The 23,083-nt window shown below is 70.1% G+C and carries 27 protein-coding genes, 1 tRNA gene and 1 pseudogene; 19 read left to right on the top strand and 10 right to left on the bottom strand.

Annotated elements, in window-relative coordinates:
- Positions 1-124: 124 nt before the first annotated feature.
- Positions 125-2,116, top strand: coding sequence for a Stk1 family PASTA domain-containing Ser/Thr kinase (pknB, locus tag ACTFAP_RS14375; protein WP_500469359.1), 1,992 nt, complete (start codon positions 125-127; stop codon positions 2,114-2,116).
- 121 nt (positions 2,117-2,237) lie between these two features.
- On the opposite strand, the gene ACTFAP_RS14370 is transcribed toward pknB, so the two are convergent.
- Positions 2,238-2,810 (bottom strand): DUF5324 family protein, encoded by a 573-nt coding sequence (locus ACTFAP_RS14370; protein WP_390115668.1) that lies wholly within the window; start codon positions 2,808-2,810, stop codon positions 2,238-2,240.
- Positions 2,811-2,980: 170 nt separating this feature from the next.
- Between ACTFAP_RS14370 and ACTFAP_RS14365 the strand changes: the two genes are divergently transcribed.
- Together ACTFAP_RS14365 and ACTFAP_RS14360 are read left to right on the top strand one after the other, a co-directional pair.
- The gene (locus ACTFAP_RS14365; protein ID WP_030732659.1) at positions 2,981-3,508 is read left to right on the top strand and encodes a peptidylprolyl isomerase; all 528 of its coding nucleotides are present in this window, start codon (positions 2,981-2,983) and stop codon (positions 3,506-3,508) included.
- 102 nt (positions 3,509-3,610) lie between these two features.
- Positions 3,611-4,498, top strand: coding sequence for a rhomboid family intramembrane serine protease (locus tag ACTFAP_RS14360; RefSeq protein ID WP_500469357.1), 888 nt, complete (start codon positions 3,611-3,613; stop codon positions 4,496-4,498).
- A gap of 184 nt (positions 4,499-4,682) precedes the next feature.
- On the opposite strand, the gene crgA is transcribed toward ACTFAP_RS14360, so the two are convergent.
- Positions 4,683-4,943, bottom strand: coding sequence for a cell division protein CrgA (gene crgA / locus ACTFAP_RS14355; protein ID WP_030732651.1), 261 nt, complete (start codon positions 4,941-4,943; stop codon positions 4,683-4,685).
- Positions 4,944-5,052: 109 nt separating this feature from the next.
- Here crgA and ACTFAP_RS14350 point away from each other — a divergent pair, with 109 nt between their 5' ends.
- The 6 genes from ACTFAP_RS14350 to ACTFAP_RS14325 all read left to right on the top strand — a co-directional run bounded on the left by ACTFAP_RS14350 (position 5,053) and on the right by ACTFAP_RS14325 (position 9,790).
- Positions 5,053-5,790 carry a DUF881 domain-containing protein gene (locus ACTFAP_RS14350; RefSeq protein ID WP_390115662.1) on the top strand — a complete coding sequence of 246 codons (738 nt, stop codon included), beginning with the start codon at positions 5,053-5,055 and terminating at the stop codon, positions 5,788-5,790.
- Positions 5,791-5,882: 92 nt separating this feature from the next.
- Entirely contained in the window at positions 5,883-6,065 is a 183-nt protein-coding gene (locus tag ACTFAP_RS14345; RefSeq protein ID WP_030732646.1) for a hypothetical protein, read from the top strand.
- Positions 6,065-6,718: an aminodeoxychorismate/anthranilate synthase component II gene (locus ACTFAP_RS14340; protein ID WP_495684840.1), complete on the top strand. Its 654-nt coding sequence runs from the start codon at positions 6,065-6,067 to the stop codon at positions 6,716-6,718. The genes ACTFAP_RS14345 and ACTFAP_RS14340 overlap by 1 nt, the downstream gene beginning before the upstream one ends.
- A complete protein-coding gene (locus ACTFAP_RS14335) occupies positions 6,715-7,923 on the top strand; it encodes a class E sortase (protein ID WP_500469354.1) in 1,209 nt (402 codons plus the stop codon). The genes ACTFAP_RS14340 and ACTFAP_RS14335 overlap by 4 nt, the downstream gene beginning before the upstream one ends.
- The gene (locus tag ACTFAP_RS14330; protein WP_500469352.1) at positions 7,907-8,683 is read left to right on the top strand and encodes a class E sortase; all 777 of its coding nucleotides are present in this window, start codon (positions 7,907-7,909) and stop codon (positions 8,681-8,683) included. Before ACTFAP_RS14335 ends, ACTFAP_RS14330 begins: the two co-directional genes overlap by 17 nt.
- Before the next feature lie 183 nt (positions 8,684-8,866).
- Entirely contained in the window at positions 8,867-9,790 is a 924-nt protein-coding gene (locus ACTFAP_RS14325) for an RNA polymerase sigma-70 factor (protein WP_390115654.1), read from the top strand.
- 102 nt (positions 9,791-9,892) lie between these two features.
- Here ACTFAP_RS14325 and ACTFAP_RS14320 read toward each other — a convergent pair whose 3' ends face one another.
- Entirely contained in the window at positions 9,893-11,008 is a 1,116-nt protein-coding gene (locus ACTFAP_RS14320) for an NAD(P)/FAD-dependent oxidoreductase (RefSeq protein WP_500469351.1), read from the bottom strand.
- A gap of 425 nt (positions 11,009-11,433) precedes the next feature.
- Between ACTFAP_RS14320 and ACTFAP_RS14315 the strand changes: the two genes are divergently transcribed.
- Together ACTFAP_RS14315 and ACTFAP_RS14310 are read left to right on the top strand one after the other, a co-directional pair.
- Positions 11,434-11,991, top strand: a complete 558-nt coding sequence (locus tag ACTFAP_RS14315) for a hypothetical protein (protein WP_495684836.1) — start codon at positions 11,434-11,436, stop codon at positions 11,989-11,991.
- Entirely contained in the window at positions 11,988-12,179 is a 192-nt protein-coding gene (locus tag ACTFAP_RS14310; protein WP_390115648.1) for a hypothetical protein, read from the top strand. The genes ACTFAP_RS14315 and ACTFAP_RS14310 overlap by 4 nt, the downstream gene beginning before the upstream one ends.
- Before the next feature lie 15 nt (positions 12,180-12,194).
- Here the strand turns inward: ACTFAP_RS14310 and ACTFAP_RS14305 are convergent.
- A pseudogene (locus tag ACTFAP_RS14305) lies at positions 12,195-13,039 on the bottom strand (IS5 family transposase).
- Between the two features lie 394 nt (positions 13,040-13,433).
- Positions 13,434-13,506 (bottom strand) — tRNA-Ala (locus ACTFAP_RS14300).
- A gap of 143 nt (positions 13,507-13,649) precedes the next feature.
- Between ACTFAP_RS14300 and ACTFAP_RS14295 the strand changes: the two genes are divergently transcribed.
- Positions 13,650-14,210, top strand: a complete 561-nt coding sequence (locus ACTFAP_RS14295) for a helix-turn-helix domain-containing protein (RefSeq protein ID WP_500469349.1) — start codon at positions 13,650-13,652, stop codon at positions 14,208-14,210.
- A gap of 336 nt (positions 14,211-14,546) precedes the next feature.
- Here the strand turns inward: ACTFAP_RS14295 and ACTFAP_RS14290 are convergent, their stop codons facing one another.
- Together ACTFAP_RS14290 and ACTFAP_RS14285 are read right to left on the bottom strand one after the other, a co-directional pair.
- Positions 14,547-14,765: a (4Fe-4S)-binding protein gene (locus ACTFAP_RS14290; RefSeq protein WP_495684835.1), complete on the bottom strand. Its 219-nt coding sequence runs from the start codon at positions 14,763-14,765 to the stop codon at positions 14,547-14,549.
- The gene (locus ACTFAP_RS14285; RefSeq protein WP_500469347.1) at positions 14,762-15,970 is read right to left on the bottom strand and encodes a cytochrome P450; all 1,209 of its coding nucleotides are present in this window, start codon (positions 15,968-15,970) and stop codon (positions 14,762-14,764) included. Before ACTFAP_RS14285 ends, ACTFAP_RS14290 begins: the two co-directional genes overlap by 4 nt.
- Before the next feature lie 101 nt (positions 15,971-16,071).
- Between ACTFAP_RS14285 and ACTFAP_RS14280 the strand changes: the two genes are divergently transcribed.
- Positions 16,072-16,728 carry a TetR/AcrR family transcriptional regulator gene (locus ACTFAP_RS14280; RefSeq protein ID WP_500469346.1) on the top strand — a complete coding sequence of 219 codons (657 nt, stop codon included), beginning with the start codon at positions 16,072-16,074 and terminating at the stop codon, positions 16,726-16,728.
- 37 nt (positions 16,729-16,765) lie between these two features.
- On the opposite strand, the gene ACTFAP_RS14275 is transcribed toward ACTFAP_RS14280, so the two are convergent.
- The 3 genes from ACTFAP_RS14275 to ACTFAP_RS14265 form a co-directional block, all read right to left on the bottom strand.
- Positions 16,766-16,909: a DLW-39 family protein gene (locus ACTFAP_RS14275; protein WP_218941161.1), complete on the bottom strand. Its 144-nt coding sequence runs from the start codon at positions 16,907-16,909 to the stop codon at positions 16,766-16,768.
- A 348-nt stretch (positions 16,910-17,257) separates the two neighbouring features.
- Positions 17,258-17,950 carry an HAD family hydrolase gene (locus ACTFAP_RS14270; protein ID WP_500469344.1) on the bottom strand — a complete coding sequence of 231 codons (693 nt, stop codon included), beginning with the start codon at positions 17,948-17,950 and terminating at the stop codon, positions 17,258-17,260.
- An 8-nt stretch (positions 17,951-17,958) separates the two neighbouring features.
- Complete coding sequence (locus ACTFAP_RS14265) at positions 17,959-18,801, bottom strand: GntR family transcriptional regulator (protein ID WP_500469343.1); 843 nt, start codon at positions 18,799-18,801, stop codon at positions 17,959-17,961.
- Between the two features lie 549 nt (positions 18,802-19,350).
- On the opposite strand from ACTFAP_RS14265, the gene ACTFAP_RS14260 reads away from it, so the two are divergent.
- The 6 genes from ACTFAP_RS14260 (at position 19,351) to ACTFAP_RS14235 (ending at position 23,071) form a co-directional block, all read left to right on the top strand.
- On the top strand, positions 19,351-19,746 hold the full coding sequence (locus ACTFAP_RS14260) for a DUF3307 domain-containing protein (RefSeq protein ID WP_500469468.1): 396 nt from the start codon (positions 19,351-19,353) through the stop codon (positions 19,744-19,746).
- A 305-nt stretch (positions 19,747-20,051) separates the two neighbouring features.
- Positions 20,052-20,318, top strand: coding sequence for a hypothetical protein (locus tag ACTFAP_RS14255; RefSeq protein WP_500469341.1), 267 nt, complete (start codon positions 20,052-20,054; stop codon positions 20,316-20,318).
- The gene (locus ACTFAP_RS14250; protein ID WP_500469339.1) at positions 20,315-20,791 is read left to right on the top strand and encodes a Pycsar system effector family protein; all 477 of its coding nucleotides are present in this window, start codon (positions 20,315-20,317) and stop codon (positions 20,789-20,791) included. The genes ACTFAP_RS14255 and ACTFAP_RS14250 overlap by 4 nt, the downstream gene beginning before the upstream one ends.
- A complete protein-coding gene (locus ACTFAP_RS14245) occupies positions 20,788-21,885 on the top strand; it encodes a conjugal transfer protein (protein WP_500469338.1) in 1,098 nt (365 codons plus the stop codon). Before ACTFAP_RS14250 ends, ACTFAP_RS14245 begins: the two co-directional genes overlap by 4 nt.
- On the top strand, positions 21,882-22,739 hold the full coding sequence (locus ACTFAP_RS14240; protein ID WP_500469336.1) for a DNA cytosine methyltransferase: 858 nt from the start codon (positions 21,882-21,884) through the stop codon (positions 22,737-22,739). The genes ACTFAP_RS14245 and ACTFAP_RS14240 overlap by 4 nt, the downstream gene beginning before the upstream one ends.
- On the top strand, positions 22,736-23,071 hold the full coding sequence (locus tag ACTFAP_RS14235) for a hypothetical protein (protein WP_500469334.1): 336 nt from the start codon (positions 22,736-22,738) through the stop codon (positions 23,069-23,071). Before ACTFAP_RS14240 ends, ACTFAP_RS14235 begins: the two co-directional genes overlap by 4 nt.
- The last annotated feature ends 12 nt before the right edge of the window (positions 23,072-23,083 follow it).

The following is a 23,083-nucleotide window of genomic DNA, read 5'->3' as shown; positions in this document are numbered from 1 at the left end:
GCCGGGCGCCCGGCTCGCGGCGGGTACCGTAAGCCAGAGCTTGGACCCCTCGTGCCCGAGGGCGGGGGACCCCAGCCGGGCCGACCACAGGTGCGGCCGGGATCGAACGGAGAGGGCAGGAATCATGGATGAGCCGCGTCGCCTCGGCGGGCGGTACGAACTGGGCCACGTGCTCGGTCGCGGAGGCATGGCCGAGGTGCATCTCGCCCATGACACGCGCCTGGGCCGGACCGTCGCCGTCAAGACCCTGCGCACCGACCTCGCCCGCGACCCCACGTTCCAGGCCCGCTTCCGCCGCGAGGCCCAGTCCGCGGCCTCGCTGAACCATCCCGCGATCGTCGCCGTGTACGACACCGGCGAGGACTACGTCGAGGGCATCTCCATCCCGTACATCGTGATGGAGTACGTGGAGGGTTCCACCCTGCGTGAGCTGCTGCACTCGGGGCGCAAGCTGCTGCCCGAGCGCGCGCTGGAGATGACGATCGGCGTCCTCCAGGCGCTGGAGTACTCGCACCGCAACGGGATCGTGCACCGGGACATCAAGCCGGCGAACGTGATGCTCACCACGTCCGGCCAGGTCAAGGTCATGGACTTCGGCATCGCGCGGGCCATGGGCGACTCCGGCATGACCATGACGCAGACATCGGCGGTGATCGGCACCGCCCAGTACCTCTCCCCGGAGCAGGCCAAGGGCGAGCAGGTCGACAACCGCTCCGACCTGTACTCCACGGGCTGTCTGCTGTACGAGCTGCTCGCGGTCCGGCCGCCGTTCATCGGGGACTCCCCGGTCGCGGTGGCCTACCAGCATGTGCGCGAGGAGCCGCAGCCGCCGAGCGTCTTCGACCCGGAGATCACTCAGGACACCGACGCCATCGTGCTGAAGGCCCTGATGAAGGACCCGGACTACCGATACCAGAACGCCGACGAGATGCGCGCCGACATCGAGGCCACCCTCGACGGCCGCCCGATCTCGGCCGCGATGCCGGTGGGCGCCGCGGCGTACGGGTACGACGACCGGCCGACGACCGCGCTGCGGGCGACCGACCCGCAGACCGCGATGATGCCGCCCGCCGACGGCGGCGGCTACGACGACGGCTACGGGCGGGCCGACCGGCGCCAGCGCAAGAGCAACACCTCCACGATCCTGCTGGTGCTGGCCGGTGTGCTGGTGCTGATCGGCGCGATCTTCATCGGCAAGGCGCTGTTCGCGGGTGACCCGCCGGCCAGCTCGATCAAGGTGCCGAACCTCACCGGCCTCACCCTGGAGGAGGCCGGGCAGCAAGCCAACGGCTTCGAGCTGGAGGAGGGCGCCAGCAAGGCGTGCGAGGAGGCCGAGGGCACCATCTGCGAGACCGACCCGGTGGCCGGCTCGGACATCCAGCGCGGTGACACGGTCACGGTGATCATGTCCGAGGGCCCGGCGGCCATCGAGGTGCCGGACGTCACGGACAAGTCGTACGACGACGCCTTCGCCGAGCTGGAGGCGGCCGGCTTCACCTCCATCGAGCAGGAGACCGAGGTCAACGCCGATGTCGAGCCCGGCACCGTGCTCTCCCAGGACCCGTCGGGCGGTGCGGAGGCGAAGCCGGACGAGACCATCACGCTGACGGTGGCGACCGAGCCGGACACCATCGCGGTGCCGGATGTGGTGGGCCAGCCGTTCGACAGCGCGAAGGCCACCCTGGAGGGTGCGGGCTTCACCGTCACCCGGGTCAACCAGACGGATGACTCGCGTGACGAGAACACCGTGATCAGCCAGTCGCCGACCGCGGGCAGCCAGCAGTCGCCCACCGGCACGGTGACCCTGACGGTGGCGATCCCCTCGCCGAACCAGCCGCCGGAGCAGGTGCAGATCCCCGAGCTGGCCAACCAGCCGATCGGCTCGGCGCGGCAGACGCTGGAGGGTCTGGGGCTGCGGGTGAAGGTCGAGGGCCCGGAGAACGACACGGCCGTGGTCACCGTCACCAACCCGGCGCCCGGCCAGACGGTGGACAAGGACACCGAGGTGACCGTCTACACCTATGACCCCGGCGCGGTCGGCGACCCGGGCGGCGGTGACGGCGGGAACGACAACGGTGGCGGTGGCGGCTGGCCGTTCGGCGGCGCGACCGGCTGATCCCCGCGGAACCGCGGAGTCGAGCAGCACACGGGTGAGGGCCCGGCAGCACACGCTGCCGGGCCCTCACCCGTATCCGGACCGCCCCGGCGCCACCGGGCGGCGGTCCACCGCGGGCCGCCTACGGGCGCGGTGCGCTGTCCTCGCCCAGGACGTCGGGGTCCCGGGGGGAGTCCGCCGCGTCGGCCTCCGTGGCCGGGGTGGGCTCCATCAGCCAGTCGGGGCTGGACTGGTTCTGCCACAGCCGCCAGGCCATCACCGTCACCCCGACCACCACGCCGGCCACGCCCAGCCGCCGCAGGTTGCGCCGGCGCCGCGCCACACAGCGGCGGCGGTGCAGGACCTGCTGGATCTCCTGGGGGGTCACCTGTCCGCGGAGCGCGGCCAGCGCCGCCGTGGACCGTTCCGCGGCCTCGTGGCTCGCCGGACCGGCCGCCGCCATGGCCGCCTCGATCCGTGGCCCGGCGACCTCGCGGGTGCGGATGGCGGCCACCCGGGCCCGCTCTGCGGCGCGTACGGCGGCGGCGTCCATGCCCTCGGGCAGGTTCTGCCGCGCCTGGCTGAACCCCTGCCGCATGCCGTCCCGGGCGGCGCAGGCCGCGCGCTGGGCGTGTGGGGCCAGATACGCGCCGGCGCCGCGCGCGTAGCAGGCCGCCTGCTCGCGTACCGACCGCACCCCTTGCTTGTGCGTCATACGTCCTCCTCCATACCGCTTTTCTGCGATCAAGACCTGCTCTCCACTTGTGTGGAAATCATGCCGCTTGGGGGAGGTCTCAGCACGCGAAACGGGCATCCGGGCGCAGGGTGTGTCGCCACCGCATGGCAGGATCGTTCACCGTCACTGACGTAAACGGAAGGTACATCGTGGCTGAGAAGCTGTACGCCACTCTGAAGACGAACCGCGGCGACATCGAGCTGGAGCTCTTCCCGAACCACGCGCCGCAGACGGTGCAGAACTTCACCGAGCTGGCGCAGGGCACCCGGGAGTGGGTCAACCCCGCCACCGGTGTCAAGAGCACCGACAAGCTGTACGACGGCACGGTCTTCCACCGGGTGATCGAGGGCTTCATGCTCCAGGGTGGCGACCCCCTGGGCAACGGCACCGGCGGCCCGGGGTACAAGTTCAAGGACGAGATCCACCCGGACCTGGCCTTCACCAAGCCCTACCTGCTGGCGATGGCCAACGCGGGCCCGGGCACCAACGGCTCGCAGTTCTTCATCACGGTCTCGCCGACCACCTGGCTGACCGGGAAGCACACCATCTTCGGCGAGGTCACCAACGACGAGTCGAAGAAGGTCGTGGACGCGATCGCGACCACCCAGACCAACCCGCGGACCGACCGCCCCGTCAACGACGTGGTGATCGAGTCCGTGGTCATCGAGAGCCGCTGATCCGGGACTCGCGCCCGGACCCGTACCTCGGGAACCATTGAGGCCCCCCTGTCCGTAGGATCAGGGGGGCCTATCCATGGTGCCGGGAGCCGAGGGGACGTCATGACGGAGCAGCAGGGACAGCAGCCGCCACCCGCGGGTCTGGCCGTCTGCTACCGCCACAGGGACCGCGAGACCGGTATCCGCTGCACCCGCTGCGAGCGCCCCATCTGCCCGGAGTGCATGATCTCGGCCTCGGTCGGCTATCAGTGCCCGTCCTGTGTGCAGGGCGCCTCGGCGGCCTCGCGCGCCAGTGCGCCGCGCACGCTGGCCGGCGGTTCGCTGGTGGCGGACACCCGGCTGATCACCAAGATCATCCTGGCGCTGAACGTCGCCGTGTTCATCGCGGTGCTGTCGGCCGGGGACCGGCTGGTCACCGATCTGGGCATGCTCGGGCATGCCTGGGACCCCTCGCGCGGCGGCTGGGACTTCATCGGTGTCGCCGACGGCCAGTGGTACCGGATGCTGACCTCGGCCTTCCTGCACCAGGAGATCTGGCACATCGGATTCAACATGCTGGGGCTGTGGTTCCTGGGCCCGCAGCTGGAGGCGGCGCTCGGCCGGCTCCGGTACATCGCGCTGTATCTGATCTCGGCGCTGGCCGGCTCGGCGCTGTCGTACGTGCTCGCGGCGCCGAATCAGCTCTCGCTGGGCGCCTCGGGGGCCATCTTCGGGCTGTTCGGCGCGACGGCCGTGCTCATGCGGCGGATGCGGTACGACATGCGGCCGATCGGTGTGCTGCTGGCGATCAACCTGCTGATCACGTTCACCTGGTCGGGCATCGCCTGGCAGGCGCACATCGGCGGCCTGGTGGCCGGGGCGGCGATCGCCTACGGCATGGTGCACGCGCCGCGCACCCGCCGGACGGCGGTGCAGGTCGCGACCTGTGCGGTGGTGCTGGCCGTGATCGTGGTGGCCTGCGTGATCCGCACACAGCAGCTCGTGGGCTGATCCTACTTATCCACAGGCCGCATCAGGCCTGTGCACAACCTGTGACCGCCTCCGTCACATCTACGTTTCCGCAGGTCAACCGGGGTAGGCACACAGCGTCCCGGAGGTGGCACCCGGAGCTTCGCCCCAAGTTATCCACAGCCCATCCGATGATCGGTGTGGATAACTCAGGGTGTGGCCCCGGTCACTTCCACTGCGTCGAGACGACGAACCCCACGGCGATGAAGCCGAAGCCCACAACGATGTTCCAGTTGCCCAGCGCACCCACCGGCAGATCGCCCTGGGTCACGTAGAACAACACGATCCATGCCAGGCCGATGACGAACATCGCCAGCATCAGCGGCGCCACCCACCGGCGGCCGCCCATGTCCAGCCTGGTGGTCTCCTTCTTCTCCGGGGCCTTGAAGGAATCGTCCTTCTTCTTCCGGATCCGGGACTTCGGCACGAGGGACTCTCCTGTCGATCGTGCGGCGGCTGGGGCGCGCACAGCGGTGGGATCGTCAGCTAGCGTAGTGCTTCCACGGCCAATACAGGAGACCAGGGGTGGGAGTGGGGTGCGAGTGAACCGGATACGTCCCGCCCGACTGGGCACCATCGCCGTCTTCGCACTCGCCGGGCTCCTCTTCTGGGTCAGCTTCAGCGTCTCCGGTGGCAGCAACATCCGCACCGACGACTCCCTGCTCCAGATGTCCGACCTCATCAGGGAGCGCGGCCGCGACAACGCCCGCCTGGAATCCGACGCCGCCGAGCTGCGCGCCGAGGTCGACGCCCTCACCAAGCGCGAGAACCCGGCCGACCCCGCCGGCAGCGAACGCCTCGCCCGCGTCGAGGACGCCGCCGGGCTCAGCGAGCTCACCGGCGACGCCCTCACCGTCACCCTCACCGACGCACCCGCCGACGCCGTACCGCTGCTCCCCGGGCTCCCCGACCCGCTGCCCAACGACCTCGTCATCCACCAGCAGGACCTCCAGGCCGTCATCAACGCCCTGTGGGCCGGCGGCGCCGAGGGCATCCAGGTCATGGACCAGCGGCTCATCTCCACCAGCGCCGTGCGCTGCGTCGGCAACACCCTCATCCTCCAGGGCCAGCTCTACTCCCCGCCCTACACCGTCACCGCCGTCGGCGACCGCGAAACGCTGCGCTCCGCCCTGGACGAGGACCCCACCATCCAGAACTACCGTGCCTACGTGGACGCCTACGGCCTGGGCTGGAAGGTGGAGGAGGGCACGGACGTGACCCTGCCCGCCTACACCGGGTCCACCGCCCTGCAGTTCGCCGGCCCGGCCGAATGATCCCGATCCTCTGAAGGGCACCCGCCACCCGTCGTAGGCTGGGGGCACGCGGCGCCGCCGCGCGGAGCGGGACACGAAGGAGAAGCGACGCCATGTACGGCTGGATCTGGCGGCACCTGCCGGGCAACACGCTGGTGCGCGCGCTGATCTCCCTGGTGCTGGCCCTCGGGGTCGTCTATCTGCTGTTCAGCTATGTCTTTCCCTGGGCCGAACCCCTCCTCCCGTTCAACGACGTGCCGATCAACGGCGAGCAGGGACAAGGGGCAGCCGGCTGATGAGCGCACGCATTCTGGTCGTCGACAACTACGACAGCTTCGTCTACAACCTCGTCCAGTACCTCTACCAGCTCGGCGCCGAGTGCGAGGTGCTGCGCAACGACGCCGTACGCCCCGCCGACGTCACCGCCGACCGCTACGACGGGGTGCTGCTCTCCCCCGGGCCCGGCGCCCCCGAACAGGCGGGCGTGTGCATCGACATGGTGCGGCACTGCGCGGACACCGGCGTCCCGGTGTTCGGGGTGTGCCTGGGGCTGCAGGCCATGGCGGTCGCGTACGGCGGGGTGGTGGGGCGCGCGCCCGAGCTGCTGCACGGCAAGACCTCCGAGGTCGAGCACGGCGGCGCCGGCGTCTTCGCGGGGCTGCCCTCCCCGCTGACCGTGACCCGCTACCACTCGCTGGCGGTCGCCGAGGGCACCGTGCCGCAGGAGTTCGAGGTCACCGGCCACACCGGGGGCGTCGTCATGGGGCTCAGGCACCGCACCCTGCCGGTGGAGGGCGTGCAGTTCCACCCGGAGTCGGTGCTCACCGAGGGCGGCCACCGGATGCTCGCCAACTGGCTGGCAGCCTGCGGCGATCCGGGCGCGGTCGAGCGCTCGCACGGGCTGGCCCCGGTCGTCGGGCGGGCCGGACGGCAGGAGCCCGCGGCGTGACCGACGGGCGTGGGGGAGAGGGGGGCCCCTGGTACCCCGGGGAGGACGCCTACTACCCGCCGCACCAGCAACCACAGCAGCCCCAGCAGTCCCCGCAGCCGCACCAGGAAGCACCGCAGCAGCAGTCCTACCAGGAGCCGTACCCGTCCTGGTCACCGCAGCCGTACGACGAGACCCCGTACCAGGACACCCCGTACGAGCAGTCCCCGTACGACAGCGGCACCGCCGACCCGCAGACCGTGGGACTGCGGCCCCCGGCCGGCCTCGGCGGGGACGAGGCGGCCACCACCGTGCTGCCGCCGGTCCCACCGGACGGGGACCCGGCCGGCTCCACCCCCGTACCCCCGCCGGGCGAGGGCCGCGCCGCCCGCCGCAAGGCGGCCAGGGCCGCCGGCCGGCACGGCGCCGCCCCGGCGCCCGAGCCACGGCCCGCGGCACCGCCCGAGGCCCCGCCGGAGACCGGCGGCCGCGCCGCCCGCCGCAAAGCGGCCAAGGCCGCCAAGCAGACCGGCACCGCCATCAGCAATGTGATCGGCGAACTGTTCATCACCACCGGCGTGCTGCTCATGCTGTTCGTCGTCTACCAGCTGTGGTGGACCAACGTCGAGGCCAGGGCGCACGCCAACGGCCAGGCCGACTCGCTCCAGGAACAGTGGGACCGCGCCGAGAACGGCGAGCGCGAGGAGGAGGACGAGGACCGCGAGGCCGGGGTCTTCTCCCCCGGTGAGGGCTTCGCCATCATCTACCTCCCCACCCTCGACGTCCGCGCCCCCATCGCCGAGGGCGTCGACCCCAAGGCCGTCCTCGACAAGGGCATGGTCGGCCACTACACCGCCGAGGACCAGCTGCCCACTGCCATGCCCTGGGACGAGGAGGGCAACTTCGGCCTCGCCGGCCACCGCAACACCCACGGCGAGCCGTTCCGCTTCATCAACAAGCTCAACCCGGGCGACCCGATCGTCATCGAGACGGAGACCACGTACTACGTGTACGAGATGGCCTCCCGGCTCGACTCCACCTCCCCGTCCAACATCAGCGTCCTCGACGCCGTGCCCGACCAGGGCGGCTTCACCGAACCCGGCCGCTACATCACCCTCACCACCTGCACACCGGAGTTCACCTCCACCTACCGGATGATCGTCTGGGGGCAGCTGACCGAGGAGCGTCCCCGCAGCGAAGGAAAACCCGATGCCCTCGTCGACTGAACCGGACACCGGCGCCGAAGAGATAGCCGCCGAGCCGGACCCCGCACCGCCCGGGAAGCAGCCCGGCGCCGCGCGGCGCCGCGTCGCGCTCGCCATCTCCGTCTTCGGCGAACTGCTCATCACCGGCGGCATCGTGCTGGGCCTGTTCGTCGCCTACTCGCTGTGGTGGACCAACGTGGTCGCCAACCAGGAGGCCTCCCGCGCCAGTGACGCCGTGCGCGACCACTGGGAGAGCGAGGAGGCCGACCCCGAGGACCCGGTGGCGTACGACCCCTCCGACGGCATCGGCTTCCTGCACGTCCCCACCATGACCAAGGACGAGATCCTGGTTCTGGAGGGCACCGACCTCGACACCCTCAACGGCGGCGTGGCCGGCTACTACAACGAGCCGGTGGAGTCCGCCATGCCCTGGGACGAGGAGGGCAACTTCTCGGTGGCGGCCCACCGGGACGGCCACGGCGCCAAGTTCCACAACATCCACAAGATCGAGGAAGGCGACGCGATCGTCTTCGAGACCCGCAACACCTGGTACATCTACCGGGCCTACGCGATCCTCCCGGAGACCTCCCGGTACAACACCGCCGTCCTGGAGGACATCCCCACCGAGTCCGGCGCCACCGAGGCCGGCCAGTACATCACCCTGACCACCTGCACCCCGGTGTTCACCTCCCGCCACCGCTACATCGTGTGGGGTGAGCTGGAGCGCACCGAGCCCGTGGACGAGCAGCGCACCCCGCCGGCCGAGCTGATCACGGACTGACCACCGCCACGGGCACCGCGTGACGGGAGATCAGGCCGGCGCGGGCGCTCCCGCCGACCCGCGCGGTTCGCGCGGTGCGCGGATGACCGAAGGGCGTGCTTTCTCCAACGCCCGGGCCGAGCCGGAGCTTGGCCGGCAACCGCGCCACCCCTCGTGGCGCCCAGGCTTCACAGAGGAGTTCTTATGACCCGGACCGAGGAGTTCGAACAGCTGAGACCCCTGCTGTTCTCGATCGCCTACCGGATACTCGGCAGCGTGAGCGAGGCCGAGGACTCGGTCCAGGAGACCTGGCTGCGCTTCGAGTCCTCCAGCACACCACACACCTCGACCAAGGCATTCCTCTCGGCCACGGTCACCCGGATCTCCATCGACGTGCTGCGCTCGGCCCGCTTCCGGCGGGAGAGGTACGTCGGGCAGTGGCTCCCCGAGCCGCTGCTCAGCGACCCCTACGAGGACCCGGCGCGGTCGGCGGAGCTGGCGGACTCGGTGTCGATGGCCGCCCTGTTGCTGCTCGAACGGCTCAGCCCGCTGGAGCGGGCGGTCTTCGTCCTGCGGGAGGTGTTCGGGTTCGGCTATTCCGAGATCGCGTCGGCGGTGGGAAGGTCGGAGCCTGCATGCCGCCAGCTCGCGGCCCGGGCGCGGCGCCACATGGACGCGGGCCGCCCCCGATTCGAGGCCGACCGCCAGGAGCGGGAGAAACTGGCGGCGCGCTTCTTCGAGGCGCTCCGGGAAGGCGATGTGGCGGGCCTGCGGGAACTGCTGGCCGCCGACGTGCAGATGGTCGGGGACGGCGGCGGCAAGGCCCCGCAGCTGGCCCATGGAACCAGCGGCCTGGAGAATGTGGCCCGGCTGCTGGGTGCGATCTTCCCCTGGATGGTCGAGATCGGGGTGGAGTGGGAGCCACGCGAGGTGAACGGCCACCCGGGCGCGATCTTCCGGGACCGGGACAACAAGGTGCTCAACACCTTGTCCCTTGACATCGTCGAGGGGCGTATCCAGACCATCCGCTCGGTGATCAACCCCGACAAGCTGGGCCATGTGGGTCCGGTGGCCGATGCCTGGGAGGTCAACCGCGAGGTGAACCAGGCCCGTCGGTCTGCGGATTGACGGGAAGAACCGAGCGCGCCCGGGGCCGGTGCGGGTGGTCCGGCGCGGACTTCGCCGACCGCCCGGACCGGCAAGGGCCCGGCAGCCGGTACCGGCTCCGGCTTACTTGGCGCCGCTTGGCTGCTTCGGCCCCGACCGCCAGGTGATCTTCGCGGTGCGCGCGCAGTACTTGGCCGTCCGTGCCCCTGCTTCCTTGCCCACCGCCGCGATGCGGCTGGCGATGTACAGCCGCTTCGGGCTGTCATCCCGCCGGGTCAGCTGGACCACGGCATCGCGTTTGCCGAGACTGAGCGCGGTCCCCGTGTACCCCTGCGAGTACGGCTTGATCTTGCGGCCCTTGAGCAGCCGGGCCAGGGTGTCGGCGGCGTGCGCTCCTTGCGGACCCGCCGTCTGGCACGCCGGGCGGGCGCCGGGGACGGCGGCGCAATCGCCGATGACAAAGATCCGCGGGTCACTCACACTGCGCAGATACGCGTCGACGACGGCGTAGCCGTGCTCATCGACCTTCAGGCTGCTGCGCGCGGCCAGATCGGGAACAGTGCCGAGCACGGCCCACAGGGTGAGGTCCGAACCGAACTCCCCGTTCGATCGCAGCAGCACCTTGTCGGCTCCCGGCTCGCCCTCACCGCGCAGCACCTGGGTCACGGTGTCCTCCAGCACCGTCACCTTCAAGCGCTCCAGGCCGGTGCGTACCCGCTTGCGGGCCCCTTCCGAGAAGGTGGGCGCGAGGCTCTGTCCCACCAGCCGCACCCGCAGGTCGGAGCGCCCGTAGGCGACTTCGGCCGCCGTCTCGATGCCGGTCAGCCCCGCACCGATGACGGACACGGTGCTGCCGGCGGGCAGCCGCGCCAGTGCCGTGCGGGCATGCTCCGCACCCTCCCACGTCCCGACCGGGATCGTGCCGGGCAGCGGCGAGACCGTGCTGCCGACCGCCAGGAACAGGTAGTCGAAGTCGAGGTTCTCTCCCAGATCGAGCGTCACGCTGCCGTTGCCGATCTTCTCGACGGACGCCAGTCGTGCGTGGATGCCGTCGCGCAGCATCTTCGTGAGGGGGGTGGCGGCCTTGCCCGTTCCGGCGACCTGCTCGTGCAGTCGCACCCGCTCGACGAAGTCGGGCCGCGGATTGATCACCGTGATCTCCGCTTCAGGAACCTTCTTCGCCAGTCGGTTCGCCGCGAGAGTCCCGGCGTACCCGGCGCCTGCCACCGCAACCTTCATGTCTGCCTCCTGCGTCGGGATGGGTTCCCCCATGGGACGAGACAGACGGTTCCCCTGTGACACGAGCAAAAGTGACCTGCGTCACACGGTCCTCCATGTCGCCGCTCCACCCTCGCGAGTAAGCGGAATCAGACACTCAGAGTGAGAATGGCAAATCGCTCTTGACGAGTGCTGTCATCTCTAGGAATCTGGGCCATCCTTCGCCACGCGGCAATCTCGCGGCCGCTGTCCGGCCCGACCACAGTTCTGCCGGTGCGCCGCGCATCATCCCGTGGCAGGGGCACACGGGCACCATTCCTCGACTGACCAGCCGAGGTTGTATGCACACCAGAAGGGGGAATGTGGTGGGCAGAGCACTGTGCCGATCCGCATGCGGAAGTCCGGGGGAAAGACCAGGCCGCTCCGGTGACGGGGGAACTTTATGCTTGTCGTGCCGGGATCGTCTCATCAATGATCTGCTCAATCTGCCCACGCTGTATTCCGACTGCGGCACGGGCACCCGACAAAATTTGGTGCGCGTCATACGGAAGGTGCCACGGAAGGCCGCCGGCACCGATTCGATGAACCCCGCCGCCGCGGAGATACGGTCTTCGATCTGCACGGTCCTCGCCTCCTGGGCCGGCCTCGTCGCCAACGAGCGCCGACTGGAGCCACCGATCCGAGAGGTCCGGACGCTCGCTCACTTTCTGGTGCGGCACGCCGAGTGGCTGAGCCGCCATCCCGCCGCGGGCGAGCTGGTGAACGAAATCCGGGATCTCACGCGTACCGCCAACGACATCGCGTATCCGGGCAGCGTTCGACGTGTGCGTGTCGGTTACTGCCCCGACAGCGAATGCGGTGGTGAACTGGTCGCACGTATCCGCCCGCACAGGGATTTCTCCTCCGAGATTGCCTGCACGATGTCCTCGGGTCACACGTGGCCGATCACTTGGTGGACAAAACTCGCGCGCCGGATGCAAAACAGCCAGGGGGAAAGAGCGTGAATCGCGAAATCGCCGTGACCGGCCTGACCGCCCATGACATCGCCACTCTCTGGCGCATTCCCAAGGGCACCATTTACCGCTATGCCCATACGTATCGATGGCGTCGCTACACCGACACCGGGCGCACCTACTACCACCCGGACGACGTAACGGCCACCTTTGACACTTTGCGTCCGGAAGAGGGCTAGGCCGTTTCTTTTGGATCATCGTGCTGACCAGGTGTGGATGGCGGCGATGTGGAGTGCGGCCTGGTAGATGGTGGCGGTCTTGTCGTATCGGGTGGCCAGGCCGCGCCATTGCTTGAGTTTGTTGATGCAGCGTTCGACGGTGTTGCGCTGCTTGTATGCCTCTCGGTCGAACGCGGGCGGGCGGCCGCCCCGGCTGCCGCGTCGTTTGCGGTTGGTTGCCTGGTCAGCGGGAACGGGAATGACTGCCCGGATTCCGCGCCGACGGAGGTGGGCCCGGATAGCGCGTGAGGAGTAAGCCTTGTCGGCCAGGACCATCTCCGGTGTTGTCCGGGGCCGGCCGGTCGGCCGGGGCACCCGTAACTGGTTCATGACCTGGGCGAACGCGGGTGCGTCCCCTGCCTGGCCCGGGGTGAGGACGAAGGCCAGGGGCCGACAGCGGCTGTCGGCGGCGAGATGGATCTTGGTGGTCAGTCCGCCGCGGGACCGTCCGAGGGCATGGTCGTCCGGCTCGCCGGCCGGGGCCCCTTTTTGCGGGCCCCGGCGGCGTGCTGGTGAGCACGGACGATCGTGGAGTCGACCGCGATGACCCAGTCCATGTCGCCCTCGGCGTCGGCCTGGGCGAGCAGGGCGGTGAAGACCTTCTCCCAGGTGCCGTCGGCGGCCCAGCACCGCAGCCGGTTGTGGACGCCCTTCCACGACCCGAAGCGCTCGGGCAGATCCATCCACGGCGTCCCGGTGCGGTATTTGAAGGCGATCGCGTCGATCACCGGGCGGTGATCCCGCCACCGCCCTCCCCGCCGAGGTGTCCGGTCCGGCAGCAACGGCTCGATCCTCGCCCACTGGGCATCAGTCAACGACACACATCAACCAACGATCCGATGATCCGCAGGAAACGGCCTAGTACTCCAGCGGGATTTCGCTGTCCGAGCTGCGGGTTTCGGTGAGCGGCTGGAGTGTGGCGAGCCATGGAAGGGCCGGGGGTGGTCTCACGGATGTGCCGATACCAGCCCATGGAGTGACGGACTTTGCACGGATCCAGGCCCCACCGTCGCGACCACCGAGCCCACCTGCACCCGCGGGAAGCCCTCACGCACCGGCATACGTCCCAGGAGATCACCGGAAGAGACAAAGGAGTGCACATCCCTGGGGAGGCAGGGGCTCCCCCCACGCCCGGAGAGAACCAACGCGCCCGCCGATGGTCACGAAAAATCCCCTCTGAAACTGCGTCTCCGCAGTTCAGAGGGGACTTGATCGTGGAGCCTAGGAGAGTCGAACTCCTGACATCCGCCATGCAAAGACGGCGCTCTACCAACTGAGCTAAGGCCCCGGGGCCCTCTCGGGCATGCCCTAGCGTACCCAATCTTCCCACCGGAAACCGACCGGGTATCGCCCCGCGCCACCGCGCTCCGTAGGATGACGCGCAACTTCGCTCACGTGAAGCGATCAGGGGAGAACAAAGGGGAGAGAACGATGGACTCAGCCCAGCAGGAGGCCACGGAGAAGGCGAGAGAGCAGCAGACCACCTGGTACGGAGAGCCCCTGGGCACCCTCTTCCGCAGGCTGATCACCGACCTCGGCCTCAACCAGGCACGGCTCGCCGTCGTTCTCGGGCTCTCCGCGCCCATGCTCTCCCAGCTGATGAGCGGCCAGCGGGCGAAGATCGGCAACCCCGCCGTCGTCCAGCGGGTCCGCGCGTTGCAGGAACTTGCCACCGAGGTACGCGCCGGCCACCTGAGCGCCGCCGAGGCCACCGCCGCCATGGACGACATCCGCCGCAACTCCGGCGGCAACGTCCTGGGCGCCCACTCCGGCACCGCCCGCTCCGGCTCCCTGGGCATCCCCGCCAACCCCACCAAGCGCGTCGTCCGCGAGATCCAGGCACTGCTGCGCTCGGTCTCCGACGCCACCGAGATCCAGAGCGCCTCCCGGCTGCTCGCCGGCAGCCATCCCGAACTGGCGGAATTCCTGCGGATCTACGGCATCGCCCGCACCCGTGAGGCCGTCGAGCACTACGAGAGCCACCAGGGCTGATGGGGAGGTCCTCACGGCGGCCGTCGAGTTGCTGACCGGTGAGGAGAGCCATGGGGGCACGGCAGCGGGCAGAGGTCGCGCAGCCGCCGTCCACCCAGGGCGACCAGCAGCAGCACCCCGAGCCCTGTCCGGCACCGGTCGTCCTTCAGCACCTGGGCGCCCGGGCCCGACGCGGCGAGCGTCGTGAGATACGCGCCGGCGCGGCCGGCATGAGCCTCGGCATCGTGCCCGCCGCGCCGACGAGAACCCCGTCCGTGCGTCGTATCCGGTCCATGGTCACGTGCCCCGCGATCCCGACCCGCCGGGCTCATCCCGCCCGCCGGTCCGGCCGGCGGGTTACCCGGTGCCCAGCCGGAGCGCGCCGGACGGGCAAAGGGCGACCGCTTCGCGTACCAGTGCTTCCTGCTCCCGGGTGGGTTCGGGGGTCAGGAGGACCACGGTGCCCTGGTGTTCCTCCTGGTCGAAGACCTCCGGCGCGGTGAGCGCGCACATCCCGGCCGCCACGCACACCTGTTGATCCGCCGTGATCCGGACGGCGGTCCGCTCCCCGCTCACCAGGTGACGGGCAGCCGGTGCAGCCCGTGGATGGTGGCCCGGGCGCGTACGGGTACCTCTTCGGGCGGGGCGGCGAGCCGTAATCCCGGGAAGCGGCGCAGGAGAGCGGGGAAGGCCAGCCGCAGCTCGATCCTGGCGAGTTGCTGGCCCAGGCACTGGTGGATGCCGTGGCCGAAGGCGAGATGCCCCGGCCGGTCGGCCGCCGCGTGGGGGCGGTCCGGGTCGGTGAAGCGCGCCGGGTCGCGGTTGGCGGCGCCGAGGTGGAGGGTCACCGTCTCGCCGGCCCGGATCAGCTGCCCCTCGATCTCGACGTCGGTCAGGGCGGTACGGACGAGGACGTACACCACGCTGAGGTAGCGCAGCAGTTCCTCGACGGTGGTGTTGACGGTGGCCGGATCGGCGGCGGCCGCCCGGACGGCTGGATCGGTCAGCAGGACGAAGGTGCCCAGTGCGAGCACGTTGGAGGTGGTCTCGTGTCCTGCGAGGAGCAGCAGGGTGGACATGCCGGCGATCTCGCGGTCGGAGAGCGTGGGGTCGGCGGCCAGGGAGCTGATCAGGTCGTCGGCGGGCTCGGCGCGTTTGTCGGCCACCAGTTCCTGGAGGTAGCCGGTCAGCCGGTCCAGGGCGGCGGTGACCTCCTCCTCCGGGAGCTCGAAGTCGATGAGCCGTTCGGTGTCGCGCCGGAAGCCGGCCCGGTCGGAGTAGGGGACGCCGAGCAGTTCGCAGATGACCAGGGAGGGGATGGGCAGCGCGAAGTCCTGGACCAGGTCGGACGGGGGTCCGGCGGCGGCCATCGCGTCGAGCCGCTCGGTGATGATCTCGCCGATCCGGCCCTCCAGCTGCCGCATCCGGCGCACGGTGAACTGCCCGGTGAGCAGCTTGCGGTAGCGGATGTGGTCGGGCGGGTCCATCAACAGGAAGAAGCCGGAGGGGGTGACGTCCTTCGGCTTCTCGGGCCGCCCCATGGGCGGGTGGTTGAGTTCGGGGCGCGTGCTGAACCGCGGGTCGGCGAGGATCGCGCGGGCGGTGGTGTGGCCGGTGGCCAGCCAGCCGAGGTGGCCGTCGGCGAAGGTCATGCGGCGGATCTGCGGTTCGCCGGCCCGGGCGGTCAGCCCGGGCGGCGGATCGAAGGGGTTCGGCCGGGTGAGGGGCAGCGCCTGTGGTGCGGGTTCGGCGGCCGTGCCGGACATCGTCACATCGCTCATGACCACGCCTTACCCCAGAAAAAAGCACTCGATGCAAAATCTCATCCGGTGAAAATATTCAGCAAGCGCTGTTTTCGGCCACGATGTGCTAGGTTCTCGCCGTGACCGAGGAACCGGGGCTGCGCCAACGCAAGAAACGCCGCACCCGGCAAGCCCTCATCGAAGCCGCCCTGCGCCTGTTCACCGAGCAGGGGTACGAGCGCACCACGCTCCATCAGATCGCCGCCGCGGCCGACATCTCCACCCGCACCTTCTTCAGCTACTTCGCGAGCAAGGAAGATGTGGTCTTCTTCGACTTCGAGCCGCGCCGCCGGCACGCGCTGGCCATCATCAGCGACCGCGCCCCCGGCGAGAGCCTGAGCACACTGCTGAGCCGCACCGTACGGGGCATCACCACCGACCGGGACACCGGAGTGGACCTGCTCTTCGCCCTCGCTCCCGTCCGCGACGCCCTGGTGGCCACGGTCCCCGCCCTCCAGGCCCGCGAACTCCACCTCACCTTCGCCCTCCAGCGGGATCTGGCCGACGCCCTGACGGAGGTCTTCGCCGGTGAACTCACCCCGCTCGACGCCATGGCGGCCGTCGGCGCGCTCGGCGGCGCCCAGCAGCTGGTCGCCTCGGTGGTCCTGGAGAACGGCGGCTCCCCCGAGGACCTGCACGCCGCCATCACCCGCACCACCGACATCGTCCTCGACGGACTGCGCCGCCTGGACCACCACCAGAAGGCGCCCGACAGCACAACGGACCCCGGCCGCTAGCTGCGCGGCAGGGGCCCGGAGGCGATATTCCTGGGAGTCAGACGCCCGCTGGGGTGGAGTCGGCCGGCACGGTGTCCGTGGCCTCCGTCCAGAGGTCGTCCTCGGCCTTCTTGGCCTGGAGCTGCCGGTACACGAGGAGGCCACCGACGGTGGCCAGTGCGACCAGGAGGAGCTTCTTCACCGCGCTACCTCGTCCTTCTTCGACGTAAACAATCATCCGCCGCCCGATGATACCGAATGAGCCGGGCGAAGCGCCGCTGTCAAGAGCGAGTACGGCTCACCCGGTCGGGCGGGCCCCCGAGCGCGGTGCCCCGACCGGCGGTTGGCGTCAACCAGTGACGCAGAACGCCCCCGGCCGAATCCGGCCGGGGGCGTTCACGCTGGTGGGGCTAACAGGACTTGAACCTGTGGCCTCATCCTTATCAGGTCAATCCCCCGGCGATCAGGCTACCAGCTGAGCCATGGCCGGAGCCGCCCCCGCATGACCCGCACGTACGCCGCAGTCCTCCGGTGTACCCCGGTGTTGGCGTCAAACGATGTCGTCAACTGGCGTCAGGCGCAGGGCTTCGGTGATGTCAGCGATCGAGGGCACGACCACGGCCGCTGCCGCCTCGGTGAGCTTCTTGTCCTTGCCCGGCTTGTTCGCGTAGCCGATGGTGGGCACGCCGGCCGCGTGTCCCGCTTCCACGTCGCGGACCGAATCGCCGATGAACACACAGGCCACGGGGTCGGTCGTGCCCATCGCATCCAGCAGCAGGCGCGGACTGGGCTTCATGGACGACGGATCGCCGGGGGCCCGACCAACTACCCGATCGATGCGGTCCGCCAGCCCTTCTTGCTCCAGGTAGGCGTCGATGGCGGGCCCCGCGTTGTTGCTGACGACAATGACGGAGCGCCCGGACTCGGCACAGGCGTCGAGCATCGGCGCCATGTCCGCGTTCGGCCGGGCGCGGCGGGCGGCTTCGGTCTCCAGCTCCACCAGGATCGCGTCGGCAGCGGCCACCAGTTCCGGGGCCTCGCGGTCGATGCGGTGCAACAGGGTGAAGGGGTCGCTCTCCGCTCGCCATCCCTCATGAACCTTGTGGCCCGAAGCCGACAGCCGTTCAACCAGCCGGACGGCGACCTGATCGGCGGGAAGGCCGGCGAAGACGGCGCAGAAGGGCCCGTCGAAGTCGGCGAGGACGCACTTCACCCTGGGAAGAGCGGCAACGAGCTGCCGCATTGGCTCGCTCATGCCGACCTCTCGAAGGCGATGCTCTCCCAGACGCTGTCGAACCAGCGCTGGGACTGCTGTACGTACTGGGAGCCGAGGGCCAACTCGTCCGCTCCCGCCGAATGGTGGAAGAGTGTCGTGTCCTTGCCGGTGATGTCGAAGAACGTCTTCTCCTCGTCCGCGACCTCCATGGTCCGCTGCCGCAGGGGGTAGAAGCCGAAGAAGGCTTCGGAGCCGTTCACGATGTACAGCTTGAACAGCGCCGATGCCCGGCAGACCCGGATCTCCACCTTGGCCGACTGCACCAGCCCCAGTTCGGCGAGCACCTCCACCGAGTGCTTGATCCCGCCGGCGTGAGTCACGGCGATCCGCCCCGCCCGTGCTCGGAGCGCGTTGTCGTCACGGAGTTCGTCCACCAGCACGGGCACCGCCATGGGCGCCGTGCTGTCCGGCAGCAGCAGCCGCACGGTGATGGACTGCGGCGTGAGCCGTCCCGACCGGACCTTGTCGAGCGGTTCCTGAATGGCCCCGTGCAGGGTCTCGCTGGAGAACCCGGCGAAGTCGATGGTCACCTGCTGCTCTTCGAAGGCTGCTTCCAGGTGCGGACGCAGGCCGATCGGCCGCTCCGTCCGCTGGCGTACGAAGCTCCCCTTGCCCTTGCGCGTCACGATCAGCCCTTCGTCCCGGAGCTGGTCGAGTGCCTTGGCGATGGTCGCTTTCGCAACACCGAAGCGCTTCACCAGCTCGGGGCCTGACTGGAGCTGGTCACCGGGCCCGTACTTACCGGTTCGGATTTCGGCCCGCAGCGCACTGCTGACCTGCTGAAAAGCGGGACGCGTGTCATCTGGGTCAAGGCTCATGGCTCCCATGGTAGGCCACCTCCCCATGATTCCCAGGAAGGCCATCCTGCTCATCCTTCCTTGCCTGGTTGACCTACCTAGCCAGGCTGCGTATGTTGTTCACGTCGCACCGAGCGAAAGCGAAGTGAGACCCCGGAAGGGCCTTCTTTGGGCTGCTTCCACTCGGGCCTGACGGCTCCGGAGAAGGCGGTACGTCCGCGCGCTCCGTCCGTCTGTGACCTGCTGATCTTTGAGAACTGAAAAGGGTCCGCCGAAGCCCCCGGAAGGAGGTGTCGGGCACGGCGGTGGCAACCCCAAGGGCGGCCCTCAGTGGGTCTCTGCGGAGATGGAGGTGCGATCCCTCCCCCGCCCACGCAAGACAACGGCCCGGAACCAGCGACTCGACCGCTGGCCCGGGCCGGACCACACCTAAGCCAAGTAGGAGTGATCCGTGAAGCGTATCCCCGGACGCATGACCGAGGAACAGAAGAAAGAGCTGTGGGCCAAGGTCGACAAGCAGAACAAGCAGTCCACCGAGGACGCCAAGCTCAAGCAGGGGCGGTGACCAGCGTGTTCGCTGAGGTCTTCATCCTGCTGTACGTCGCGCACCTGCTGGCCGACTACCCGTTGCAGACCGATCACCAGGCCGCACACAAGGCGGCCTGCGGGGCGGCCGGGTGGAAGGCCAACGCCGCTCACGCCCTGACCCACGTGGCTGCCTGCGGGCTGCTGCTGGCGGTCGGCGCCGTCGTTCTCGGCTGGAGCCTGCCGCTCGTACCCGCGCTCGCCGCGCTGGCCTGGATCGGTGGGACGCACGCCTTCATCGATCGGCGGTGGCCGGTCGCGTGGTGGATGCGGGTAGCCCGCCAGCAGGGATGGGCCAAGAACGGCGGGGCCGCGCACGTCGATCAGACGGCCCACGTCGTGGTGCTCGCCGCCGCCGCGCTGGTCCTGGCGGCGATCTGATGCCCGGCCGGCGGTTCACGGTCGAGGTCGCGCAGGACACACCCCGAAGCCGTCCGACCTGGACCCTCGTGGATCCGGACGGCGAGTACCGGCAGACCTACGGCAGCCGGAAGGCCGCTGACGCTGCCGCTGAGCGGGCCAACCGCCGCTCAAGCCGCTGACGGTTGCCTCCCCCGCCCGGACACGTGCCGGGCGGGGCAGAGGGGAGCCGGACAGCCCGTTCCGCTCTCACGCCGCCGGGGCGTCAGGTTCCACGCCAAATGCAGCCTGCCCCCGGCTCTACCCGCCCCTTGGAGGGCCTTCACATGCGTTCTTTCATCGGCACCCATGAGGTGCTGGACAACAGTGACTACCTGGAGCTGGCGCTCGGCACGCCGCCCGAGCTGTGGCTCGGCTCCGAGACCGAGACCGACGAGGAGCGGGCCGCCCGCATGGACGCGGCGGCCGACATCCTGGCGGATGACCCCGAGCTGATCGCCCCGGTGGCCGCCGTCACGGTGATGGCCGTCGAGGAGTTCGCCCACCGCCAGCTCGTCACCGCCCTCCGGGGCCGGACGGCGGTGTCCCAGTGACCACCACCCCGGACCTGACCCCCGCCGCTGACACCGCCCTGACCGGTGCACTGTCGGAGGTGCAGTCGCAGATCGCCCGCACGGACACCAAGGCCGGTCTGCTGATGGCGGTGGTGACCGGCTCGCTCGCCGCGATCGGCGCGGCCGGCAGCTCGGTGACGCTGCCGCTGGTCGGCGCGATCGCCGCCGGCACCGGCGCCGCCGCCCTCGTGGTGGCCGCCGTCATGCTGCTGTCGGTCATCCGCCCCCGCCTCGGTGGCACCGACCGCGCCAGCTTCCCGTACTGGGCCGGTCTGACCGGTGAGCAGGTGCGGGAGTCGCTGACCGAGGACCGCCGTCACCACGCGATCGCGGTGCTGTCCCGCATCGCGGTGGCCAAGCACCGCGCGCTTCAGCGGGCCGTGGACGCCATCCGCACCGGCGGCGCGCTGCTGGTCATCGCCGCGCTGACCCTGATCGGCGGTGCCCTGTGAACGACACCCAGACACAGGGCGGCGGCCGGTCGCTCAGTTGGGCCCAGAAGCTGGTTCTGTCGCTGGCGTTCGTGCCGATGCTCGGAACCGGTGTCGCGGGCGGGATCGGCACCTACACGAACATCGCTGCCGAGTACGGGCAGGGCACGGCCGTCGGCGCCGTCGCGGCCGGTGAAGGCGCCACGGCGGTGCTCGCGCTGGTTCTGCTCGGGCTGACCATGCTGGGACAGTCCTCCCCCGCCGTCGTGCGGATCGGGCTGTGGCTTCTTCCTGCTGCCGCGTCCGCGATGGCCGTCACCGCAGCCGACGACATCGGCCAGGGCGTCATCTACGCCGTCACCCCGATGGGCATGACCGTGGCGGCTGAGGGCATGGCCTTCCTTGCGCGTCGAATCGTGGTGCATCAGGTCGGCCGGGATGTCGAGGCGGAAGCCCGCGCGGCCGAACTGGTCCGGGAGCTTGCCTACCACCGCGCCCGCGCCACCTCCCACCCGGGCGACCGGCAGCGGAAAGCGTCTGAGCGCCGGTCGTGGGTGCTGGCCCGGAAGGTCGGGCACGGTGACCCGACTCTCGCCGGTGGACTGCTGGACATCCAGCGGGCCCGACTCCAGTCCGGTGCCGACGCGGCCCTTGCCGACATGTTCGGAGGCGCCCCGACTGCACCGGTCGGCCCGGTCGTGGTGGAAGACCCCGCTCCGCTCCTCGTGAATGTGGAGAAATCCACACAGGACACCGTAAAGCGGTCGCCCTCTGACCTGCTCGAACAGCAGTCCGAGACCGTTGCCGAGTCGGCCCCGGTCGCTCCGGCAGTCGTGCCCGACTCCGACCCCGACCGGTCGCCCCGACCGGTGGTTGCGGCGGCCGACTCGCCCCGCCCGGCCCGGGTGAGCGCGCCGGTTCCCCCGGCCGCCCGCACGGCCAACCGGAAGCGGTCGTGGGACGAACTCCTCACCGAAGCCCGGACCGCTACGGCCGACTGGGACGACACCCGGCTGACTGCCAACTCGATCCGGCTGGCGGTTCGCACGTCCGCCGAGTCCGCCCGCCGGCTGCGGGACGCTCTCAGGGCCGACCGTGCGGGGGTTGTGTCGTGAGCGGTCTGCGGATCGGTTCGGTGTGTACGGGGTACGGCGGCCTGGACTTGGCCGTCCAGGCCGTGTTCGGGGGTGAGGTGGTGTGGGTCGCGGACCCCGATCCGGGGGCGTCGGCGATCCTCGCGCACCGTTTCCCCGGGGTGCCGAACCTGGGCGACATCAAGACCGTGAACTGGGCGGATGTGCCGCTGGTGGACATCTACATCGGCGGGTATCCGTGCCAGCCCTTCAGTGACGCGGGACAGCAGAAAGGCACCGCCGATGAGCGGCACATCTGGCCCTGGATCGCTGGTTCCCTTCGCGGTCTACGACCCGCACTCGCGGTCTTTGAGAACGTCCCGGGACACCTTCGACGCGGCTTCGACACCGTCCTCGCCGACCTTGCCCACCTCGGGCTCGATGCGGAATGGGACGTTGCGAGCGCGGCGGCCATCGGAGCCCCGCACATCCGCAAGCGCCTGTTCGTCCTCGCCGGCGCTGCTGCCCACCCCGGCCGCCCGGGACTGGAAGTCCGGCGCCTCCAACATCCTGGACAGGAACTCCCGGCCGCTGAACGAGGTCATCGTGAACCTGGACCAGGCGGCCAGGGCTGGGGGAAGTTCGCGCCGGCGATCCGACGCTGGGAACACGTCCTCGGACGGCCCGCACCCGCTCCAACCGACGCTCTGGGACGACTGAACCCGCCCTTCGTCGAATGGATGCAGGGCCTGGCCGCCGGCTGGGTCACTGACGTGCCCGGACTGAGCCGCAACCAGCAGCTCCACGCCCTGGGCAACGGCGTCATCCCCCGCCAGGCCGCCGCCGCGCTCCACGGCTTGGCCGCCCGCATGTTCCCCGTGGCGGTGGCCGCATGAACGAGCCGATCGTCTGCGCGTCGCTGTGGAGTGCGGTGATGCGGGCCGCCGGCTGGCGCTGCCAGTGCCGGGGCGCGTGCGGCCAGCCCCACAAGACGGGCGAAGGCCGCTGCACGCACGAGCACGGCAAGTACGCCAGCAAGCGGCGTGCCCCGGTCCGTCTGTCCGCCGCACCCGCCGACCCGGCCATCACCGGAGTTGCCGCCGCCCGCCTGCCGCGCGGTGAGCTGGCCGCCTGGTGCCCGGGCTGTCTCGACCAGGCCCGACGCGCCGCCCGCAAGGCCGCCGCGTCGGCGCCGGACCCGGGCCAGACCGGGCTGTTCGACCTCTGACCCACCCCCTGT

Source organism: Streptomyces sp. PH9007 (genome assembly GCF_059813725.1).
The sequence above is the reverse complement of the archived record's forward strand: the minus strand, read 5'-3'. Positions and strand labels throughout refer to the sequence as shown.

What these genes read in the sequence shown, in the direction of transcription:
- ACTFAP_RS14340 (WP_495684840.1), top strand. Translation starts at nt 6,065, where the DNA reads ATGAGCGCACGCATTCTGGTCGTCGACAACTACGACAGCTTCGTCTAC.
- ACTFAP_RS14295 (WP_500469349.1), top strand. Translation starts at nt 13,650, where the DNA reads ATGGACTCAGCCCAGCAGGAGGCCACGGAGAAGGCGAGAGAGCAGCAG.
- ACTFAP_RS14360 (WP_500469357.1), top strand. Translation starts at nt 3,611, where the DNA reads ATGACGGAGCAGCAGGGACAGCAGCCGCCACCCGCGGGTCTGGCCGTC.
- ACTFAP_RS14270 (WP_500469344.1), bottom strand. Translation starts at nt 17,950, where the DNA reads ATGCGGCAGCTCGTTGCCGCTCTTCCCAGGGTGAAGTGCGTCCTCGCC.
- pknB (WP_500469359.1), top strand. Translation starts at nt 125, where the DNA reads ATGGATGAGCCGCGTCGCCTCGGCGGGCGGTACGAACTGGGCCACGTG.
- ACTFAP_RS14255 (WP_500469341.1), top strand. Translation starts at nt 20,052, where the DNA reads ATGCGTTCTTTCATCGGCACCCATGAGGTGCTGGACAACAGTGACTAC.
- ACTFAP_RS14345 (WP_030732646.1), top strand. Translation starts at nt 5,883, where the DNA reads ATGTACGGCTGGATCTGGCGGCACCTGCCGGGCAACACGCTGGTGCGC.
- ACTFAP_RS14325 (WP_390115654.1), top strand. Translation starts at nt 8,867, where the DNA reads ATGACCCGGACCGAGGAGTTCGAACAGCTGAGACCCCTGCTGTTCTCG.
- ACTFAP_RS14320 (WP_500469351.1), bottom strand. Translation starts at nt 11,008, where the DNA reads ATGAAGGTTGCGGTGGCAGGCGCCGGGTACGCCGGGACTCTCGCGGCG.
- ACTFAP_RS14285 (WP_500469347.1), bottom strand. Translation starts at nt 15,970, where the DNA reads ATGAGCGATGTGACGATGTCCGGCACGGCCGCCGAACCCGCACCACAG.
- ACTFAP_RS14370 (WP_390115668.1), bottom strand. Translation starts at nt 2,810, where the DNA reads ATGACGCACAAGCAAGGGGTGCGGTCGGTACGCGAGCAGGCGGCCTGC.
- ACTFAP_RS14265 (WP_500469343.1), bottom strand. Translation starts at nt 18,801, where the DNA reads ATGAGCCTTGACCCAGATGACACGCGTCCCGCTTTTCAGCAGGTCAGC.
- ACTFAP_RS14330 (WP_500469352.1), top strand. Translation starts at nt 7,907, where the DNA reads ATGCCCTCGTCGACTGAACCGGACACCGGCGCCGAAGAGATAGCCGCC.
- ACTFAP_RS14235 (WP_500469334.1), top strand. Translation starts at nt 22,736, where the DNA reads ATGAACGAGCCGATCGTCTGCGCGTCGCTGTGGAGTGCGGTGATGCGG.